The following is a 20,861-nucleotide window of genomic DNA, read 5'->3' on the forward strand; positions in this document are numbered from 1 at the left end:
GGACCTCAGAAATGGATGACGGAACGGATGCTTTTTCCTTCATGCATCAGGTCGAAAGCCTTGTTGATATCTTCCAGGCCCATGGTGTGGGTGATGAACGTGTCCAACGGGATTTCGCCGGTTTCAGCCATTTCGACATAGCTTGGCAATTCGGTGCGACCACGCACACCACCGAACGCCGAACCGCGCCAGACACGACCGGTCACCAACTGGAACGGACGGGTGGAAATTTCCTGGCCTGCACCGGCCACGCCGATAATCACCGACTCGCCCCAGCCCTTGTGGCAGCACTCGAGTGCGGCGCGCATCAATTGGACGTTGCCGATGCACTCGAAGGAAAAGTCGACGCCGCCATCGGTCATGTCGACGATGACTTCCTGGATTGGACGGTCGAAATCTTTCGGGTTCACGCAGTCTGTTGCCCCCAGCTGTTTGGCGATCTCGAATTTGGCCGGGTTGATGTCGATGGCAATGATCCGTGCAGCCTTGGCTTTGACCGCACCGATGACCGCTGACAGACCGATACCGCCAAGGCCGAAAATCGCCACGGTGTCACCCGGTTTTACCTTGGCCGTATTGAGCACCGCACCGATACCGGTGGTGACGCCGCAGCCCAGCAGGCAGACTTTTTCCAGTGGCGCTTCTTTCGGAATTTTGGCCACGGAAATTTCCGGCAACACGGTGTACTCGGAGAACGTCGAGGTGCCCATGTAATGGAAAATCGGCTGGCCCTTGTAGGAAAAACGCGTAGTGCCATCCGGCATCAGGCCTTTGCCCTGGGTCGCACGAATCGCCTGACACAGGTTGGTCTTGCCCGACAGGCAGAATTTGCACTGCCGGCATTCCGGGGTGTACAGCGGGATGACGTGATCGCCGACCGCCACGGAGGTCACGCCCTCGCCGATCGCTTCAACCACCGCGCCACCTTCGTGACCGAGGATCGACGGGAAGATGCCTTCCGGATCAGCGCCCGACAGGGTGTACGCATCGGTATGGCAGACACCGGAGGCAACCACACGCAGCAAAACTTCACCGGCCTTCGGCATTGCGACATCAACTTCAACGATCTCGAGGGGTTTCTTGGCCTCGAAGGCAACGGCGGCGCGCGACTTGATCATGTGGATTCTCCAGTGAATAAAAACGAGACAGGAAGTGTAATACAGCGCCTAACGATGAATAATCAGGACAAAAGCAAAACATTATTGCCATACAGGGATAATCCTTGATGTCCGAAAACCGCTGGGAAGGAATCGACGAGTTCGTCGCCGTGGCCGAGTGCAGCCAATTTACGGCGGCGGCGGAACGTCTCGGGGTTTCTTCCTCCCACATCAGTCGCCAAATAGTACGCCTGGAAGAGCGCCTTCAGACGCGGCTGCTTTATCGCAGCACCCGTCGAGTTACGCTGACTGAAGCCGGGCAAACATTTTTGCAGCATTGCCAGCGGTTGCAGGACGGTCGTGAAGAAGCGCTCAGAGCCGTCGGCGACCTGACCAGCGAGCCCAAAGGCATGTTGCGCATGACCTGCGCGGTGGCCTACGGCGAACGTTTTATCGTGCCGCTGGTAACCCGATTCATGGGGCTTTATCCGCAACTTCGAATTGATATCGAACTGAGCAACCGCCAACTCGACCTGGTGCATGAAGGCCTGGACCTGGCGATCCGCCTCGGCCGTCTTCAGGACTCGCGACTGGTGGCAACGCGACTGGCACCGCGACGCATGTATTTGTGCGCGTCGCCTTCCTACCTGGAACGATATGGTCGCCCACACAGTTTGTCGGAACTGAGCCGGCACAACTGCCTCATCGGCAGTTCGGACTTGTGGCAACTGGAACAGAACGGGCGGGAATTTTCCCAGCGGGTACAGGGAAACTGGCGCTGCAACAGTGGGCAAGCTGTGCTGGATGCGGCGTTACAGGGTGTGGGTTTGTGCCAGTTGCCGGACTATTACGTGCTTGAACATCTGAAAGTCGGTTCTTTGATTTCATTGCTCGAGGCGCATCAGCCACCCAACACAGCGGTGTGGGCGCTTTATCCACAGCAACGACACTTGTCGCCCAAGGTGCGCAAGTTGGTGGATTATCTGAAGGAAGGTTTGGCCGAGCGGCCGGAGTATCGAGGCTGATGCTTCAGTGCCAGATTTGTTGTTTGATCTACCGCTTTCGCGAGCAAGCCCGCTCCCACATTGAATCTCTGGTGTACACAAATGACATGTTCACTGGAGATTCAATGTGGGAGCGGGCTTGCTCGTGAAAGCAATCTGACAGACACCACAGCAGTCAGCGACGGTTGGACCAGCGCTGACGCAACCATTCAAGGTCTTCGGGGCGAGTGACTTTCAGGTTGTCCGCGCGCCCCTCGATCAGCCGTGGCGCCAGCCCTGCCCACTCCATAGCCGAAGCCTCATCGGTGATGACCGCATCAGCCACCAGACTGTCGGCCAAGGCCCGATGCAACGCGCCAAGTCGAAACATCTGCGGCGTATACGCTTGCCAGATCACACTGCGATCCACGGTTTCAACCACACGACCGGAATTGTCGACCCGCTTCAGGGTATCGCGAGCCGGAACCGCCAGCAGTCCGCCGACCGGGTCGTCAGCCAGTTCAACCAGCAACTTGTCCAGATCATCACGGCTCAGATTGGGTCGCGCAGCATCGTGCACCAACACCCAATCCTCATCGCCAGCGCCCAGCGCATGCAAATGCAGCAAAGCATTGAGCACCGACCCGGAACGCTCGGCGCCACCGTCAACGCGTTGAATACGCGAATCGCCAGCGCACGCCAGATTCGGCCAGTAAGGATCATCAACAGCAAGACTGACCAGCAAGCCCTTCAGGCCAGGATGATCAAGAAAACAGCCAAGGCTGTGTTCGAGAATAGTGCGCCCGCCCAGTTGCAAGTATTGCTTGGGACGGTCCGCGGCCATACGGGCACCGACGCCCGCGGCAGGAATCACGGCCCAGAAGGCCGGTGACGAGGAATTCATTGAGCCAACTGGTAAAGGGTTTCACCGTCCTTGACCATGCCCAGTTCATGGCGAGCCCGCTCTTCAACGGTCTCCATGCCCTTTTTCAACTCACTGACTTCAGCGTCCATCACTCGATTGCGCTCAAGCAGCCCCTCGTTCTCAGCGTGTTGATCCGCGATCTGCTGAGTCAGCTCGGCCACCTGCGCCAGACTGCCATTACCCACCCAAAGGCGGTATTGCAGGCCAGCCAGCAACAAGAGCAAGACGAGGAACAACCAATTGGGACTGCGCATCGAATATCAGGTATCCAGTGAAAAAAGACAGCCATGCCAAAACGTGAAGCTTTTGATAGCACGAAGCCTGGAAAATCCAGGCTTGTGCTCTTAAGGCATCAGATTAGTGGCAAATCCATCGCTGTAGCGATTTTTCCGACACAATCCGGTGTCTTTTTACCAAGTAGTGATTAGCCGCGGAATTCGCTGCGACCGTTGTACTTGGCTTTGCCGTTCAACTGCTCTTCGATACGCAGCAGTTGGTTGTACTTGGAAACGCGATCGGAACGGCACAAGGAGCCGGTCTTGATCTGGCCAGCCGAGGTGCCCACAGCCAGGTCGGCAATGGTCGAATCTTCGGTTTCGCCGGAGCGGTGCGAGATCACGGCGGTGTAACCAGCGGCCTTGGCCATCTGGATGGCTTCCAGGGTTTCGGTCAGGGTGCCGATCTGGTTGAACTTGATCAGGATCGAGTTGGCAATCTTTTTATCGATGCCTTCTTTCAGGATCTTGGTGTTGGTCACGAACAGGTCGTCGCCTACCAACTGGACCTTCTCGCCGATCTTGTCGGTGAGGATTTTCCAGCCAGCCCAGTCGGACTCGTCCAGGCCGTCTTCGATCGAGATGATCGGATAGCGCTCGGTCAGGCCTTTCAGGTAATCGGCGAAACCTTCAGCGGTGAACACCTGGCCTTCGCCGGACAGGTTGTACTTGCCGTCTTCGTAGAATTCGCTCGCTGCGCAGTCCAGTGCCAGGGTCACGTCGGTGCCCAGCGTGTAACCGGCGTTGGCTACGGCCTCGGAGATCACTTTCAAAGCGTCTTCGTTGGACGCCAGGTTCGGCGCGAAACCACCTTCGTCACCGACTGCAGTGCTCAGGCCGCGGGCCTTCAGGACAGCTTTGAGGTGATGGAAAATCTCGGTGCCCATGCGCAGACCTTCCGAGAAAGACTTGGCGCCAACCGGCTGAACCATGAATTCCTGGATGTCGACGTTGTTATCAGCGTGCTCGCCACCGTTGATGATGTTCATCATCGGAACCGGCATCGAGTAGACACCCGGAGTGCCGTTCAGGTTGGCGATGTGTGCGTACAGCGGCAGGTCCTGGTCCTGTGCTGCTGCCTTGGCCGCGGCCAGGGAAACGGCGAGGATCGCGTTGGCGCCCAGGGAACCTTTGTTTTCAGTGCCGTCGAGCTTGATCATCGCGTGATCCAGCGCTTTCTGGTCGCTTGGGTCTGTACCTTTCAACAGGTCGCGGATCGGACCGTTGATGTTGGCGACGGCTTTCAGAACGCCCTTGCCCAGGTAACGGCTCTTGTCGCCATCACGCAGCTCGAGCGCTTCACGCGAGCCAGTGGAAGCACCGGACGGCGCGCAAGCGCTGCCGATGATGCCGTTATCGAGAAGCACGTCCGCTTCCACGGTGGGGTTGCCACGGGAGTCGAGAACTTCACGACCTTTGATGTCGACGATTTTTGCCATTGTTGTAAACACTCCAAAGTTGACGAAAACGACGCAGCTGAAGGAAATCTTTTTATCGCCGGCAAGTGATGTGCAACGGGCAGACTTGCGGACGATAAGGCTCAGACCCGAGGGCCTGAGCAACAAATCGTGCGGTACTTTACCGGAGAAATGAGGATTACGCGGTTTCTACCGTCGGAAAACTCTTCACCAGTTCGTCCAACGCTTTGAGCTGGGCCAGGAATGGCTCCAGTTTGTCCAGACGCAAGGCGCAAGGGCCGTCGCATTTGGCGTTGTCCGGATCCGGATGGGCTTCGAGGAACAAACCGGCCAGCGACTGGCTCATGCCAGCCTTGGCGAGATCGAGGACCTGAGCGCGACGACCACCGGCGGAATCGGAGCGACCACCGGGCATTTGCAGCGCGTGGGTCACGTCGAAGAACACCGGGTATTCGAACTGCTTCATGATGCCGAAGCCGAGCATGTCGACGACCAGGTTGTTGTAGCCGAAGCTCGAACCGCGTTCGCAGAGGATCAACTGATCGTTACCCGCTTCCACGCATTTGTTCAGGATATGTTTCATTTCCTGAGGTGCGAGGAATTGGGCTTTCTTGATGTTGATCACCGCTCCGGTCTTGGCCATCGCGACCACGAGGTCGGTCTGGCGCGACAGGAACGCCGGCAGCTGGATGATGTCGCAGACTTCAGCGACGACCGCGGCCTGCTCAGGCTCGTGGACGTCGGTGATGATCGGCACGCCGAAGGCTTGTTTGATGTCCTGGAAAATCCGCATGCCCTCTTCCAGGCCGGGGCCACGGTACGAGGTCACGGAGGATCGGTTGGCCTTGTCGAAGCTGGCCTTGAACACGTAAGGGATACCCAGTTTCTCGGTAACTTTTACGTACTCTTCGCAGACCTGCATCGCCATGTCGCGGCTTTCCAGCACGTTCATGCCACCGAACAGCACCATTGGCTTGTCGTTGGCAATCTCGATATCGCCAACGCGGATGATCTTCTGCGCCATCAGGTTCACGCCTTCTTCTGGTGTTGAGCCAAAGCTGCTTTGACGAAACCGCTGAACAACGGGTGACCGTCACGTGGTGTCGAGGTGAACTCAGGGTGGAACTGGCAAGCGACGAACCATGGATGATCCGGAGCTTCGACCACTTCAACCAGTGCGCCATCACCGGAACGACCGGAGATTTTCAGGCCGGCTTCCATGATTTTCGGCAGCAGGTTGTTGTTCACTTCGTAGCGGTGACGGTGACGCTCGACGATCACGTCCTTGCCGTAGCAGTCGTGGACCAGCGAGCCTGGCTCAAGCAGGCAATCCTGAGCGCCGAGGCGCATGGTGCCGCCCAGATCGGATGTTTCGGTACGGGTTTCGACGGCGCCGGTGGCATCTTCCCACTCGGTGATCAGACCCACGACCGGGTGACCGCTTGCACGATCGAACTCAGTGGAGTTGGCGTCTTTCCAGCCCATGACGTTACGAGCGAACTCGATGACCGCCACTTGCATGCCCAGGCAGATGCCGAGGTACGGAACCTTGTTTTCGCGAGCGTACTGAACGGCGGTGATCTTGCCTTCCACGCCACGCAGACCGAAGCCGCCTGGAACGAGGATCGCGTCGACGCCTTCCAGCAGCGCGGTGCCCTGGTTTTCGATGTCTTCGGAGTCGATGTAGCGCAGGTTGACCTTGGTGCGGTTGCTGATGCCGGCGTGACTCATCGCTTCGATCAGCGACTTGTAGGCGTCCAGCAGCTCCATGTACTTGCCGACCATGGCGATGGTGACTTCGTGCTCAGGGTTGAGCTTGGCGTCGACCACGGCTTCCCACTCGGACAGATCGGCGCCGCCACATTGCAGGCCGAAACGCTCGACCACAAAATCATCCAGGCCTTGCGAATGCAGGATGCCCGGGATCTTGTAGATGGTGTCGGCGTCTTCCAGCGCGATCACCGCACGTTCTTCAACGTTGGTGAACTGCGCGATCTTGCGACGCGAGGAGATGTCGATCGGGTGATCGGAGCGGCACACCAGCACGTCAGGTTGCAGGCCGATGGAACGCAGTTCCTTGACCGAGTGCTGGGTTGGCTTGGTTTTGGTTTCGCCGGCAGTGGCGATGTACGGCACCAGTGTCAGGTGCATCAGCATCGCGCGCTTGGCGCCGACTTCGAAACGCAATTGACGGATGGCTTCGAGGAACGGTTGCGACTCGATGTCACCCACGGTGCCACCGATTTCGACCATGGCCACGTCGGCATCGCCGGCGCCCTTGATGATCCGGCGCTTGATTTCGTCGGTGATGTGCGGGATCACCTGGATGGTCGCGCCCAGGTAATCACCACGGCGCTCTTTGCGCAGGACGTGTTCGTAGACACGGCCAGTGGTGAAGTTGTTGTTCTGGGTCATGGTCGTGCGGATGAACCGCTCGTAGTGGCCCAGGTCCAGGTCGGTCTCGGCGCCGTCGTGAGTGACGAACACTTCACCGTGCTGGAACGGGCTCATGGTGCCCGGATCGACGTTGATGTACGGATCCAGCTTCAGCATGGTGACCTTAAGTCCCCGCGCCTCCAGGATGGCCGCCAATGAAGCCGATGCAATGCCTTTCCCCAATGAAGAAACAACACCGCCCGTGACGAATATGTAGCGCGTCATGAAAAACCCTAGAAGTCTGCGTTAAAGCGGTCCGAGCCGCCGGGGAAAGCGAAGGAAGGCCGAAGCCCCCGATCACCTGCATTAATCACAGTGCACCTTTCAAAAAAACCGCCGCGTTGGGACAGACCGGTAGATGAAACACCGGTAGGTTGCTCGCTACACATTTTTTGGAATCGCCCAGCAAAGACTGCTTGGTAATCGGCAACTCCTGCGATTCAGGCGAATCCACAGAAGTTGTATCAAGAAGGGAGCGTAGTCTACCGGAAAGCCCCTTTCAGCTCAAACCTTGATCTTCGTTCGGTGGCTGCCAATGCAAATTCCAGCCGCTCTGCTCACTGCCATTCAAGCCCCGTAAGCTCGCCACCGCCAGCAATTGCTCGCCCCTGTACAGCAGCGGCAATCTGCCACGGACGAAGCCCGGCACACTGCGTTCGTTGAGCAAACGCTTCAGATCACGGTGGCCACGACCCGGAAGATTCATCACCTCGCCTCCCTTACGATAGCGGATATGCAGCGGGCCATCGGGGGTTTGACCGGTGAGTGTGAGCAGGCCGTTGTCCGGCAACGTCAACGATAGCGAGGGATCAGACCATTCAGCCACGGGCGGCGGCGTTCGCAGCCAACCGCCCGACAGCCACCAGATCCGCCCGCCCGCGCGATGCAATTCGCCATCGGCCAAGCGCCAGACCGGACGAGCATCCGCGGCGGCATCACGCAAATCCTCCCAACCCGACCAATGGTCGCTGTCCGGCAAACGAGTCAATGCAGAGAGCCAATGACTCAGCGCATTTCTCTGACGAGCAGCGGACAGGTTGGCAAGCGTCGAAAGCTCAAGGGACGGTACCCCCAGCCAAGCGAATTCACTGATGGAACTGGCGTGGGCCAGATCGATTTGCGCCAGATCATCGAGCAGTTCCTGCGCTTCGCCAAGATGCGCGGCGCTGCGGGCCATTGTCGCCATCGCTTGAGGCCAGCGCTCGGTCAGCACGGGGAACACCTGATGCCGCAGGTAATTGCGCGAGAACTGTCGATCCTGGTTTGAGGGGTCCTCGATCCAGCTCAATGAGTGCTGGTTCGCGTACCCCTCCAACTCTGCTCGCGAAATATCGAGCAAGGGTCGCAACAGATGCCCATTGCCCAACACACGTTGACGCGGCATCCCCGACAACCCTCTCACCCCTGCCCCACGCAGCAATCGGAACAACAGGGTTTCCGCCTGATCGTCGCGATGCTGGCCGGTCAGCAGCAGTTCATTGGCCCGGGTGGCCTCGGTGAACGCTTCATAACGCGCATCCCGGGCCGCACGCTCAAGGCTGGCACCGGGCTGAACCTGCACGCGAACCACTTGAAGCGGCACACCCAGGGCGTCACAGACCGACTGGCAATGCTCCGGCCACGCGTCCGCCGCAGCCTGAAGGCCGTGATGAATGTGAATGGCTTTGAGCTCGGGGAGGGGCTTGGTTTTTGCGAGATGGGCAAGAAGGTGAAGAAGGACCGTGGAATCAAGACCACCGGAGAAGGCGATGCGCCAGGTTGTGGCATTGAGCCAAGGAGCCAGGTTCAGAAGAAGCCTGGTGGGCAGATCAACGCTGGATGAACTCATAATGTTCACTTGGCCACAAATCAAATGTGGGAGCGAGCTTGCTCGCGATAGCGGTGTAACAGCCAACCTGTTTGTTGAATGTTCAGCCGCCATCGCGAGCAAGCTCGCTCCCACATGGGTACAGCGAGGTCAGATCAGAGACCGTAGCTCATCAGTCGATCGTAACGGCGCTTGAGCAGCGCTTCGTTATCGAACTTCTTCAGCATCGCCAGTTGCGAGGTCAGCTCGGCACGGATCGAAGCTGCGGCTGCCGCCGGATCACGATGAGCGCCGCCCAAAGGCTCGCCGATCACTTTGTCGACGATGCCCAGGCCTTTCAGGCGCTCGGCGGTGATGCCCATGGCTTCAGCGGCATCCGGTGCTTTCTCGGCGGTTTTCCACAGAATCGACGCGCAACCTTCCGGCGAAATCACCGCGTAGGTCGAGTACTGCAGCATGTTCAGCTGATCGCACACGCCGATTGCCAGTGCACCACCGGAACCACCTTCACCGATTACGGTGGCGATGATCGGGGTTTTCAGGCGAGCCATGACACGCAGGTTCCAGGCAATCGCTTCGCTTTGGTTGCGCTCTTCAGCGTCGATGCCTGGGTAAGCACCTGGCGTATCAATGAAGGTCAGGATCGGCATTTTGAACCGTTCGGCCATTTCCATCAGGCGGCACGCCTTGCGGTAGCCTTCCGGGCGCGGCATGCCAAAGTTGCGGCGAACCTTCTCGCGCACTTCGCGGCCTTTCTGGTGACCGATGATCATCACCGGCTGGTCATCCAGACGGGCTACGCCGCCAACGATGGCAGCGTCGTCGGAGAAGTGACGGTCGCCGTGCAATTCGTCGAACTCGGTGAAGATGTGTTCGATGTAGTCCAGGGTATAGGGACGTTTCGGGTGACGCGCCAGACGCGCGATCTGCCAGCTGGTCAGCTTGCCGAAGATGTCTTCGGTCAGCGTGCTGCTTTTGTCCTGCAGGCGGGAGATCTCATCGCCGATATTCAGCGAATTGTCGTTACCGACCAAGCGCAACTCTTCGATCTTGGCTTGCAGGTCGGCGATCGGCTGTTCGAAATCTAGAAAATTCGGGTTCATAGGCGTCCGTCTTGGGTCGACATCCAAGAGAGCTTGGGCCGGCCGGTTGTCTATTCGCGCCCTACCTTAAGGGACAGGCGCGTTCAGGTCGAGATTAAAAATTCAGGTCGAGATCAGGGCGTATGGAAGGCACCTGACCGTCAACGGTATTGGAGGAAGACGTTGTCTCGCCCGAACTGGTCACGCAGGGCTTGAATCAACGCATCCGCCGGGTCGATTCGCCAGGTCTCGCCGAACTGCAGCAAGGCCTTCGCATCGGGGCTCGTGTACTCCATGGTGATCGGGCACGCACCGCGGTGACGCTTGAACAGCTCACCCAGCCAGCGTAGCTGATCGCCCTTCAAATCTTTGGTCTGCAGCTTCAAACGCAGGCTTTCGGCCAGGTTGGTGCGCGCATCTTCCATGCTCATCACCCGCTTGACCCGCAGGCGCAAACCGCCGGAGAAATCGTCGTTGCTGACTTCACCTTCGACAACAACCATTGCGTCGGTCTGCAACAGCGACTGCGCCGAATGGAACGCGTCGGCGAACAACGAAGCTTCGATCCGCCCGGAGCGATCGTCAAGGGTGATGAACCCCATTTTGTCGCCCTTTTTGTTCTTCATCACACGCAGGGCGATGATCATGCCCGCGACGGTCTGCGTATCCCGAGCCGGCTTCAGGTCGATGATGCGCTGACGGGCAAACCGGCGGATTTCACCTTCGTATTCGTCTATCGGGTGACCGGTCAGGTACAGGCCCAGGGTGTCTTTCTCACCTTTCAGGCGTTCCTTGAGGGTCAGCTCTTTCGCCTTGCGGTGATTGGCGTAGACGTCTGCATCCTCCTCGACAAACAGCCCGCCAAACAGGTCGGCGTGGCCACTGTCGTGGGTGCGAGCGGTTTGTTCGGCGGCCTTGATCGCCCCTTCCATCGCATTCAGTAACACCGCGCGGTTCTGGTCGATGCTCGCTTGGTAGGCTTTCGGTTCGTCATGGAAATAGGGCCCCAGACGATCCAGCGCACCACTGCGGATCAAACCGTCCAGGGTGCGCTTGTTGATGCGTTTGAGGTCGACACGGGCGCAGAAATCGAAAAGGTCCTTGAACGGCCCGTCCTGACGCGCCTCGGTGATCGCCTCGACCGGTCCTTCGCCCACACCCTTGATCGCGCCGAGGCCGTAAATGATGCGGCCTTCGTCATTCACCGTGAACTTGAACTCCGAAGTATTCACATCCGGCGCGTCGAGACGCAGCTTCATGGTGCGAATTTCTTCGATCAAGGTCACGACCTTGTCGGTGTTGTGCATATCCGCCGACAGTACCGCAGCCATGAACGGCGCCGGGTAGTGCGTTTTCAGCCACGCGGTCTGGTAAGACACCAGCCCGTAAGCGGCGGAGTGGGATTTGTTGAAGCCATAACCGGCGAATTTTTCCACCAGGTCAAAAATGTTACCGGCCAGATCGGCTTCGATATTGTTGGTCTTGCAACCTTCAATGAAACCGCCACGCTGCTTGGCCATTTCTTCGGGCTTTTTCTTACCCATGGCCCGCCGCAGCATGTCCGCACCGCCGAGGGTGTAACCGGCCATGACCTGAGCAATCTGCATCACCTGTTCCTGATACAGGATGATGCCGTACGTCGGCGCCAGAACCGGTTTCAAGCCCTCGTACTGGTAGTCCGAGTGCGGGTACGCAAGTTCGGCGCGACCGTGCTTGCGGTTGATGAAGTCGTCAACCATGCCGGATTGCAAGGGGCCCGGACGGAACAGGGCCACCAGTGCGATCAAGTCTTCCAGGCAGTCGGGCTTGAGCTTTTTGATCAGCTCTTTCATGCCGCGCGACTCGAGCTGGAACACCGCGGTGGTTTCAGCTTTTTGCAGCAGTTGGTAAGTCGGCTTGTCGTCAAGCGGGATGAACGCGATGTCCAGCGGCGGCTCGTCGACCTTGGCGCGATCGCGGTTGATGGTTTTCAGCGCCCAGTCGATGACCGTCAGGGTCCGCAGGCCGAGGAAGTCGAACTTCACCAGACCGGCGGCTTCAACGTCGTCCTTGTCGAACTGGGTTACCAGGCCGTCACCGGCCTCGTCGCAATAGATCGGCGAGAAGTCGGTCAGTTTGGTCGGCGCGATCACCACACCACCGGCGTGCTTGCCGACGTTACGCACAACGCCTTCGAGCTTGCGCGCCATTTCCCAGATTTCCGCGGCTTCTTCATCGACCTTGATGAAGTCACGGAGAATTTCTTCCTGCTCGTAGGCTTTTTCCAGGGTCATGCCGACTTCGAACGGAATCATCTTCGACAGACGATCCGCCAGACCGTAGGACTTGCCCTGCACCCGCGCCACGTCACGGACCACAGCCTTGGCGGCCATGGAACCGAATGTGATGATCTGGCTTACCGCGTTGCGGCCGTATTTCTCGGCCACATAGTCGATCACCCGGTCACGACCGTCCATGCAGAAGTCGACGTCGAAGTCGGGCATCGATACCCGTTCAGGGTTGAGGAAACGTTCGAACAGCAGGTCGTATTCCAGCGGGTCGAGGTCGGTGATCTTCTGCACATAGGCCACCAGCGAGCCGGCACCCGAACCCCGGCCAGGACCTACCGGCACGCCGTTGCTCTTGGCCCACTGGATAAAGTCCATCACGATCAGGAAGTAACCGGGGAAGCCCATCTGGATGATGATATCCAGCTCGAAATTCAACCGGTCGACGTAGACCTGGCGCTTGGTCTCATAGTCTTCGGTGGTGTCTCTGGGGAGCAGAACGCTGAGGCGCTCTTCCAGACCATCGAAGGACACCTTGCGGAAATACTCGTCGATGGTCATGCCATCGGGAATCGGGAAGTTGGGCAGAAAGTGCGTACCCAGCTTCACTTCGATGTTGCAGCGCTTGGCGATCTCGACGGTGTTTTCCAGCGCTTCGGGAATGTCGCTGAACAGCTCGGCCATTTCCTCGGCGCTTTTGAGGTATTGCTGATCGCTGTAATTCTTCGACCGCCGCGGATCATCGAGGGCGCGGCCCTCACCGATGCAGACGCGGGTTTCGTGAGCGGCGAAGTCTTCCTGTTTGATGAAACGCACATCGTTGGTCGCGACCAGTGGCGCACCGATTTTCTCGGCCAGGGCCACGGCGCCGTGCAATTGCTCTTCGTCATTGGGGCGATTGGTGCGCTGGATTTCCAGGTAAAAGCGATCCGGGAACACCGCCATCCATTCGCGCGCCAGTTTTTCCGCTTCCGCCGGATTGCCGCTGAGCATGGCCAGGCCGATTTCACCTTCTTTCGCCGCCGACAGCATGATCAAGCCTTCGCTGGCCTCGGCCACCCATTCGCGCTCGATGATCACCGAACCATTGCGCTGGCCATCGATGAAACCACGGGAAATCAGTTCGGTCAGGTTGCGATAGCCGACAGCGTTCATCGCGAGCAGGCTGATCCGGCTCAGGGCGTTGTCCGGATCCTTGTTCGACAGCCACAGGTCGGCGCCACAAATCGGCTTGATGCCTGCGCCCATCGAGGCTTTATAGAATTTGACCAGGGAACACATGTTGTTCTGGTCAGTGACCGCTACGGCAGGCATGTTCATGCCGACCAGGGTCTTGACCAGCGGTTTGATCCGCACCAGACCGTCGACCAGGGAGTATTCAGTGTGCAGGCGTAGGTGAACGAATGAAGCCGGCATAGTGATCCTGCGTTATGTCATGAAAACAACAAGGCCCGGATTGTACCGGGCCTTGGCGAAAACATCAGCCTTGCGACTAACTCTCTATGAGGCTTTCGCGCGCTTCATACGCCAGCCGTACAGGCGCAAACGAGCGGCGATGAATCGGCGTCGGGCCCAAGCGTGCCAGCGCTTCCAGATGAACGGGCGTCGGGTACCCTTTGTGGCCACCGATCCCGTAACCCGGGTAAATCAGTTCGAATGCCGCCATTTCACGGTCGCGGCTGACCTTGGCCAGAATCGAGGCGGCGGCGATGGCCGGAACCTTGCTGTCGCCCTTGACCACAGCTTCAGCGCGCATGGACAACTTCGGGCAACGGTTGCCGTCGATCATCGCCAGTTTCGGCTGAATGTGCAGGCCTTCGATCGCACGCTGCATGGCCAGCATGGTGGCATGGAGGATGTTCAGCTCGTCGATTTCCTCGACTTCCGCGCGGGCGATGCACCAGCTCAGGGCCTTTTCGCAGATTTCGTCGTAGAGCTTTTCACGGCGGGCTTCGGTGAGCTTCTTCGAGTCGTTGAGGCCGAGGATCGGACGGTTCGGATCGAGGATCACAGCGGCGGTCACCACGGCGCCACAGAGCGGGCCGCGACCGACTTCGTCAACACCGGCAACCAGCTCTTCGACTTCGGCGACCAGGGTGAAATCGAGGCCCATCTGTTGTGCTTTGGTCATTGTGTATTGCCGATCAGATTCAGGACCGCGTCCGCTGCCTGATTGGAGGCATCCAGGCGCAAGGTTCGGTGGATTTCGTCGAAGCCGCGCGTCTGCTCTTCGCCACCTTCTATCAGGGGCGACAACGTCTGGGCCAGGGCTTCGACCGTTGCATCGTCCTGCAACAATTCAGGCACCAACAGGCGCTGGGCCAGCAGGTTCGGCAACGAGACGTAAGGACTTTTCACCATGCGCTTGAGAATCCAGAACGTCAGCGGTGCCAGGCGATAAGCCACCACCATCGGCCGCTTGTACAACAGCGCTTCAAGGGTCGCCGTTCCGGAGGCAATCAACACTGCGTCGCAGGCCGCCAGCGCCAGATGGGACTTGCCGTCGAGCAGGGTCAGCGGCAGATCGCGACCGGCCAGCAACTCTTCAAGCTGCACACGGCGCTGAGGACTGGCGCAAGGCATGACGAACCGCACGCCAGGACGCAGGGCGCGCAGACGCTGGGCGGTATCGAGGAACAACGCACCGAGACGCCCCACTTCGCCACCTCGACTGCCGGGCATCAGCGCGACCAGCGGTCCTTCCGGCAAACCGAGTTCCGCCCGTGCCGCGCTGCGATCCGCTTCAAGGGGGATCGCATCGGCCAGCGAGTGCCCGACAAACCGCACCGGCACGCCCTTCTCTTCATAGAATTTCGCTTCGAACGGGAACAGCGTCAGCATCAGGTCGCAACCTTCGCGAATCTTCAGCACCCGCTTCTGCCGCCACGCCCACACCGACGGGCTGACGTAATGCACGGTCTTGATCCCGGCCTGACGCAGCTTGAGTTCGATATTGAGGTTGAAGTCCGGCGCATCGATACCGATGAACACGTCCGGTTTCTCGGCGATCAGGTCCGCAATCAGCTGCTTGCGGCGCTTGAGCAACTCGCGCAGCCGACCCAGCACTTCCACCAGGCCCATGACCGAGAGACGCTCCATCGGAAAATACGAGGTCAGGCCTTCGGCCTGCATCAGCGGTCCACCGACACCAATGAACTCGACTGCCGGATGCTGTGCCTTGAGCGCGCGCATGAGACCGGCGCCCAGAATGTCACCGGAAGCTTCACCCGCCACCAGCGCAATACGCAGATTAGCCATGATTAACGCGTGATACCGCGTGTCGAGCACTGGATGGAGTCACGGAACACCGCGACTTCCGGAAACTGTGCCGAGGGTTCGGCCAGTTCAGCGAGTGCTTGCTCAACCGTCAGGCCCTGGCGATAAACCACCTTGTAGGCACGACGTAGCGCGTGGATCGCGTCTTCGCTGAAACCACGACGGCGCATGCCTTCGAAGTTCATGCTGCGAGCTTCGGCCGGGTTGCCGAACACCGTGACGTACGCTGGAACGTCCTTGCCAATGGCAGTGCCCATACCGGAAAAGCTGTGGGCGCCGATGTGGCAATACTGGTGAACCAGGGTAAAACCGGACAGGATCGCCCAGTCTTCAACGTGCACATGACCTGCCAACGCGGTGTTGTTAACCAGGATGCAGTGGTTGCCGATGACGCTGTCGTGGCCGATGTGAGCGTAGGCCATGATCAGGTTGTGATCGCCCAGGGTTGTTTCCGAACGGTCCTGAATGGTCCCGCGATGAATCGTCACGCCTTCACGGATGACGTTATGATCGCCGATGACCAGGCGTGTTTCTTCGCCCTTGTATTTCAGATCGGGCGTGTCTTCGCCTACCGAAGAAAACTGGTAGATGCGGTTGTGCTTACCGATTCGGGTCGGGCCCTTGAGAATCACATGCGGCCCGATCACTGTCCCCTCGCCGATTTCCACACCAGCGCCGATGATCGACCAAGGGCCGACCTCGACGTCGTCGGCCAGGACGGCCGTCGGATCGATGATTGCGCGAGGGTCAATCAAACTCATACTTTTTGTTCCGCACAGATGATCTCGGCCGAGCAGACCGGCTTGCCATCCACAGAGGCCTGGCATTCGAACTTCCAGATCTTGCGCTTGCAGCTGATGAACGTGGCTTCAAGGATCAACTGGTCACCAGGCTTGACCGGCTGACGGAAACGCAGTTTGTCGGAGCCAACGAAGTAGTACAGGGTGCCATCAGCCGGCTTCACGTCCAGCATCTTGAAACCAAGGATCCCGGCAGCCTGGGCCATCGCCTCGATGATCAACACGCCCGGCATGATTGGATGCGCAGGGAAGTGACCATTGAAGAACGGTTCGTTGATGCTGACATTCTTGTAGGCGCGAATGCGCTTGCCTTCCACATCCAGATCCACGACCCGGTCCACCAGCAGGAACGGGTAACGGTGAGGCAGGTATTCGCGAATCTCGTTGATGTCCATCATTTCGGGAGGAAGCCTATGTAAAGATTGGGAACGCGCGACTGACGCGCGCTCCTCTAGCAAATCAAGGAGGCAGTCTAGCGGCTGTGCACACTTGATATGGAAATGGTATCAGCCATCTGATGAAGCATTACCGTCAGGGGTCACTTCCCCTGTCCGCTTTTCCAGCTGTCGTAGCCGCCGCGCGATGTCATCGAGCTGACGGATACGTGCCGCGCTTTTGCGCCATTCGGCAGCCGGTTGCATGGCCGTACCGGAAGAATAGGAGCCCGGCTCGGTAATCGAGTGGGTCACCATGGTCATCCCGGTAATGAAAACCTTGTCGCAAATTTCGATATGCCCCACCAGCCCTACGCCACCGGCGAGCATGCAATGCTTGCCGATTTTGGTGCTGCCGGAAATGCCCACGCAAGCGGCCATGGCGGTGTGATCACCGACCTGGACGTTGTGGGCAATCTGAATCTGATTGTCGAGCTTGACGCCATTGCCAAGAACGGTATCGGCCAGTGCGCCGCGATCGATGGCAGTATTCACGCCAATCTCCACATCGTCACCGACCAGAACGCCACCGATCTGGGCAATTTTCTGCCAGATGCCTTTCTCGTTGGCAAAGCCGAAGCCTTCACCACCCAGTACCGCACCGGATTGAATCACCACCCGCTTGCCGATGCGCACATCGTGATACAGGGTGACGCGCGGTGCGAGCCAGCCACCTTCACCGATAACGCTACGAGCTCCGATGAAGCAATGTGCGCCGATGGTCGTACCTGCATCAACTCGCGCCCCGCTCTCAATGACCACAAAGGCACCGATGCTCGCCGCTGGATCAACCACCGCGTCCGCCGCAATCACTGCGGTCGGATGAATGCCGGCAGCCGCCTTGGGCTTGGGATCGAACAGGTGAGAAACACGCGCGTAGGCGGCGTAAGGATCAGGTACTACCAATACATTCCCGGCAAAACCTTCAGCATCAGCGGCTTTCAGCAACAAAGCTGCAGCCCGGCTTTCAGCCAGGAATTTGCGGTATTGAGGATTTGCCAGAAAGCTCAACTGAGCTGGGCCAGCCTCTTGCAAAGTGGCTAGCCCAGTAATTTCCTTCTCCGGATCGCCACGTAGAGTGGCGCCGAGGAACTCGGCCAACTGGCCGAGTTTTATGGTCGCTGTCATGGATTACTTCAGCTGATTCATGCGCTCGATAACCTGGCGAGTGATGTCGTACTGAGGTTTGACATCAATCACTGCGCCACGCTCGAAGACCAGGTCAAAAGCACCTTTCTTGATGACTTCTTCCACAGCGCTGTCCAGTTTCGGCTTGAGCTGCTTCAGCATTTCACGGTCGGCAACGGCTTTGGCTTCGTTCAATTCCTTGGATTGGAACTGGAAGTCACGAGCCTTTTGCTTGAACTCGAGCTCCAAGCGCTCACGCTCGCCTTGCTGCATCTTGTCGCCGCCAGCCATCAGGCGGTCCTGGATACCCTTGGCACTGCTTTCCAGCGTCTTGAGCTTGGTCAGCTGCGGGCCAAACTTCTTCTCGGCATCCACGGCGTACTTCTTGGCCGCATCGGATTCCAGCAGAGCCATTTGATAGTTCAGAACGGCGATTTTCATGTCGGCAAAAGCCGGACCTGCTACCAGTACGGTCGCCAGGAGAACCAATTGAGTCAACTTACGCACGATGCACTCCTACAAAATCCATTGTCGTTATCTTGGGTCAGACGCTTAGAACGTCTGGCCGAGGGAGAATTGGAACACTTGAGTTTCAGCGTTGTTATCCGGTTTCTTGACTGGCATGGCCAACGCGAAACTCAGAGGCCCCAGCGCGGTGACCCATGTCACACCCACACCGACAGAACTGGCCATGTTGCTCAGGCTGATGTCGTTGCACTTGGTGTTGGACGACGAACCGTTCGCGTTGGTGGTGTCTTTGCATGTCGAGTCGAAAACGTTACCCACGTCCCAGAATACCGAGGTACGCAGGGAACGCTGATCCTTGACGAACGGCAGAGGGAACAGAACCTCTACCCCGCCCTGGATCAGGACATTACCACCGAACGGCAGCGGATCCTGGTCCGGATCAAACGCCGTGCCTGGGTTGGTGCCGCGGCTCGGCGTACTGCGAGGACCCAGGGTGCTGTCCTTGAAGCCACGAACCGAGTTGAAACCACCAGCATAGTAGTTTTCATAGAATGGCAGGCCATCGGTCGAGCCGTAGCCGTCGCCATAACCCAGTTCGGTATGCAGGCGCATGGTGTAGTTTTCGGACAATGGCTGGAACAACTGGCCACGGTAGTCGAGCTTGAAGAACGACAGGTCGCTGCCCGGCGTCGTGGTTTCCAGCACCAAGCTTTGCGAATGACCACGGGTCGCCAGCACGCCCTTGTTCAGGGTCGACTCGGACCAACCGGCCGAAGCCTTGAAGTTCAGGTAGTTATCGCCTTCCTTGTTAACGAAGTTGAAGATCTCGTCAACGGTGTACACACCGGTCTTGATCTTGTCTTGTTGCGCAGTCAGGCCAAAGGTCAGACGCGACGTTTCGCTGATCGGGTAACCGACACTTGCGCCAGCACCCAGGCTATCTACGGCATAGCTTGCTACGTCGACATCGAGGTCTTTGTAGTCAGTGGTGCGATAGAACGCGTTGTAACCCAGGCTCACACCGTCAGCAGTCCAGTACGGGTCGACATAACCGAAGTTATAGCGGCTCTGGTATTGACTGCGGGTCAAGCCAATGCTGACCTTGTTACCGGTACCGAGGAAGTTGTTCTGGGTGATCGAACCACCGAGGATCAGGCCGGCACTCTGTGCAAAGCCGACGCTGGCCGTAATCGAACCGGACGCTTGTTCTTCAACGCTGTAATTCACGTCAACCTGGTCATCGACACCCGGTACAGCCGGGGTTTCGACGTTGACTTCCTTGAAGAAGCCCAGACGTTCGAGACGGGTCTTGGATTGGTCGATCAGGTAAGTCGAAGCCCACCCGCCTTCCATCTGACGCATTTCACGGCGCAGCACTTCGTCTTCGGACTTGGTGTTGCCCCGGAAGTTGATGCGGTTCACGTAAGCACGTTTGCCCGGATCGACCGCGAAAGTGATATCGACAGTGTGGTCTTCATCGTGCGGCTGAGGCACGCCGTTGACGTTGGCGAAGGTATAACCCTCGTTACCCAGACGACGGGTGATCAGTTCGGACGTGGTGGTCATCAGCTTGCGCGAGAACACCTGGCCTTTCTGCACGAGCAACAGGGACTTGACCTGGTCTTCAGGAACTTTCAGGTCGCCGCTCAGTTTGACGTCACGAACGGTGTACTTCTCGCCTTCGTTGACGTTGACGGTGATGTAGACGTGTTTCTTGTCTGGGGTAATCGATACCTGGGTCGAAGCGATATCCATATTGATATAGCCGCGGTCCAGGTAGTAGGAACGCAGACGCTCCAGGTCACCGGAAAGCTTTTCACGAGCGTACTTGTCGTCATTCTTGAAGAACGACAGCCAGTTGGTGGTCTTGAGTTCAAACAGATCGATCAGGTCTTCATCGGGGAAAACCGTGTTACCCACCACGTTGATGTGCTGGATAGCTGCAACGGTGCCTTCGTTGATATTGACCTTCAGGCCGACACGGTTACGCGGCTGCGGCACCACTTCGGTGTCGACGGTAGCCGAGTAGCGACCCTGAGCGACGTACTGGCGCTGCAGCTCGTTGCGAACACCTTCGAGGGTGGCGCGCTGGAAGATCTCGCCTTCCGCCAGACCGGACTGTTTGAGGCCCTTCATCAGGTCTTCAGTGGAGATCGCCTTGTTACCCTCGATCTCGATACTGGCGACGGACGGACGCTCGACTACCGTGATGACCAGGACGTTGCCATCACGGCCCAGCTGGATATCTTGAAAGAACCCGGTTTTGAACAGCGCACGAGTGGATTCCACCAGGCGACGATCATCCGCCTGTTCACCGACGTTCAACGGCAAGGCACCAAAGACGCTACCCGCGGAGACCCGCTGGAGGCCATTGACGCGAATATCAGAGATAGTGAAGGACTCGGCGTGAACTTCGGCGATCATCAATACGGTGAGAACCGCAGTTAGCAGCAGACGTTTCATGA

General features: G+C 58.3%; 17 protein-coding genes. 1 reads left to right on the forward strand and 16 read right to left on the reverse strand.

Going from position 1 to position 20,861, the window contains the following annotated elements:
* Positions 1-5 precede the first annotated feature (5 nt).
* On the reverse strand, positions 6-1,118 hold the full coding sequence (locus tag ACI77H_RS12750; RefSeq protein WP_150630797.1) for an S-(hydroxymethyl)glutathione dehydrogenase/class III alcohol dehydrogenase: 1,113 nt from the start codon (positions 1,116-1,118) through the stop codon (positions 6-8).
* A 107-nt stretch (positions 1,119-1,225) separates the two neighbouring features.
* Between ACI77H_RS12750 and ACI77H_RS12755 the strand changes: the two genes are divergently transcribed.
* Complete coding sequence (locus ACI77H_RS12755) at positions 1,226-2,122, forward strand: LysR substrate-binding domain-containing protein (RefSeq protein ID WP_407012222.1); 897 nt, start codon at positions 1,226-1,228, stop codon at positions 2,120-2,122.
* Between the two features lie 154 nt (positions 2,123-2,276).
* Here the strand turns inward: ACI77H_RS12755 and ispD are convergent, their stop codons facing one another.
* The 15 genes from ispD to bamA form a co-directional block, all read right to left on the reverse strand.
* The gene (ispD, locus tag ACI77H_RS12760) at positions 2,277-2,984 is read right to left on the reverse strand and encodes a 2-C-methyl-D-erythritol 4-phosphate cytidylyltransferase (protein ID WP_407012223.1); all 708 of its coding nucleotides are present in this window, start codon (positions 2,982-2,984) and stop codon (positions 2,277-2,279) included.
* Entirely contained in the window at positions 2,981-3,259 is a 279-nt protein-coding gene (gene ftsB, locus ACI77H_RS12765; protein WP_008028992.1) for a cell division protein FtsB, read from the reverse strand. Before ftsB ends, ispD begins: the two co-directional genes overlap by 4 nt.
* A gap of 170 nt (positions 3,260-3,429) precedes the next feature.
* A complete protein-coding gene (gene eno / locus ACI77H_RS12770) occupies positions 3,430-4,719 on the reverse strand; it encodes a phosphopyruvate hydratase (protein WP_059407824.1) in 1,290 nt (429 codons plus the stop codon).
* Between the two features lie 157 nt (positions 4,720-4,876).
* Positions 4,877-5,722 (reverse strand): 3-deoxy-8-phosphooctulonate synthase, encoded by an 846-nt coding sequence (gene kdsA / locus ACI77H_RS12775; RefSeq protein ID WP_084322286.1) that lies wholly within the window; start codon positions 5,720-5,722, stop codon positions 4,877-4,879.
* Positions 5,723-5,727: 5 nt separating this feature from the next.
* Entirely contained in the window at positions 5,728-7,359 is a 1,632-nt protein-coding gene (locus ACI77H_RS12780) for a CTP synthase (RefSeq protein WP_157714753.1), read from the reverse strand.
* A 274-nt stretch (positions 7,360-7,633) separates the two neighbouring features.
* Positions 7,634-8,962, reverse strand: a complete 1,329-nt coding sequence (gene tilS, locus ACI77H_RS12785; RefSeq protein ID WP_407012224.1) for a tRNA lysidine(34) synthetase TilS — start codon at positions 8,960-8,962, stop codon at positions 7,634-7,636.
* Positions 8,963-9,096: 134 nt separating this feature from the next.
* Entirely contained in the window at positions 9,097-10,044 is a 948-nt protein-coding gene (locus ACI77H_RS12790; protein ID WP_150630804.1) for an acetyl-CoA carboxylase carboxyltransferase subunit alpha, read from the reverse strand.
* Between the two features lie 140 nt (positions 10,045-10,184).
* Positions 10,185-13,706 carry a DNA polymerase III subunit alpha gene (dnaE, locus tag ACI77H_RS12795; RefSeq protein ID WP_407012225.1) on the reverse strand — a complete coding sequence of 1,174 codons (3,522 nt, stop codon included), beginning with the start codon at positions 13,704-13,706 and terminating at the stop codon, positions 10,185-10,187.
* A 76-nt stretch (positions 13,707-13,782) separates the two neighbouring features.
* Positions 13,783-14,421: a ribonuclease HII gene (gene rnhB, locus ACI77H_RS12800; RefSeq protein ID WP_407012226.1), complete on the reverse strand. Its 639-nt coding sequence runs from the start codon at positions 14,419-14,421 to the stop codon at positions 13,783-13,785.
* Positions 14,418-15,548 (reverse strand): lipid-A-disaccharide synthase, encoded by a 1,131-nt coding sequence (lpxB, locus tag ACI77H_RS12805; protein WP_407012227.1) that lies wholly within the window; start codon positions 15,546-15,548, stop codon positions 14,418-14,420. The genes rnhB and lpxB overlap by 4 nt, the downstream gene beginning before the upstream one ends.
* Positions 15,549-15,550: 2 nt before the next feature.
* Positions 15,551-16,327, reverse strand: coding sequence for an acyl-ACP--UDP-N-acetylglucosamine O-acyltransferase (lpxA, locus tag ACI77H_RS12810; RefSeq protein ID WP_407012228.1), 777 nt, complete (start codon positions 16,325-16,327; stop codon positions 15,551-15,553).
* Positions 16,324-16,764 (reverse strand): 3-hydroxyacyl-ACP dehydratase FabZ, encoded by a 441-nt coding sequence (gene fabZ, locus ACI77H_RS12815; protein WP_008028982.1) that lies wholly within the window; start codon positions 16,762-16,764, stop codon positions 16,324-16,326. The genes lpxA and fabZ overlap by 4 nt, the downstream gene beginning before the upstream one ends.
* A 108-nt stretch (positions 16,765-16,872) precedes the next feature.
* Positions 16,873-17,928 carry a UDP-3-O-(3-hydroxymyristoyl)glucosamine N-acyltransferase gene (lpxD, locus tag ACI77H_RS12820; protein WP_407012229.1) on the reverse strand — a complete coding sequence of 352 codons (1,056 nt, stop codon included), beginning with the start codon at positions 17,926-17,928 and terminating at the stop codon, positions 16,873-16,875.
* A 3-nt stretch (positions 17,929-17,931) separates the two neighbouring features.
* Positions 17,932-18,435 carry an OmpH family outer membrane protein gene (locus ACI77H_RS12825; protein WP_008028980.1) on the reverse strand — a complete coding sequence of 168 codons (504 nt, stop codon included), beginning with the start codon at positions 18,433-18,435 and terminating at the stop codon, positions 17,932-17,934.
* 45 nt (positions 18,436-18,480) lie between these two features.
* Positions 18,481-20,859 (reverse strand): outer membrane protein assembly factor BamA, encoded by a 2,379-nt coding sequence (bamA, locus tag ACI77H_RS12830; RefSeq protein ID WP_407012230.1) that lies wholly within the window; start codon positions 20,857-20,859, stop codon positions 18,481-18,483.
* Positions 20,860-20,861 lie beyond the last annotated feature (2 nt).

The sequence above is a fragment of the Pseudomonas sp. O230 genome (genome assembly GCF_045447035.1).
In the GTDB taxonomy this organism is placed as follows: domain Bacteria; phylum Pseudomonadota; class Gammaproteobacteria; order Pseudomonadales; family Pseudomonadaceae; genus Aquipseudomonas.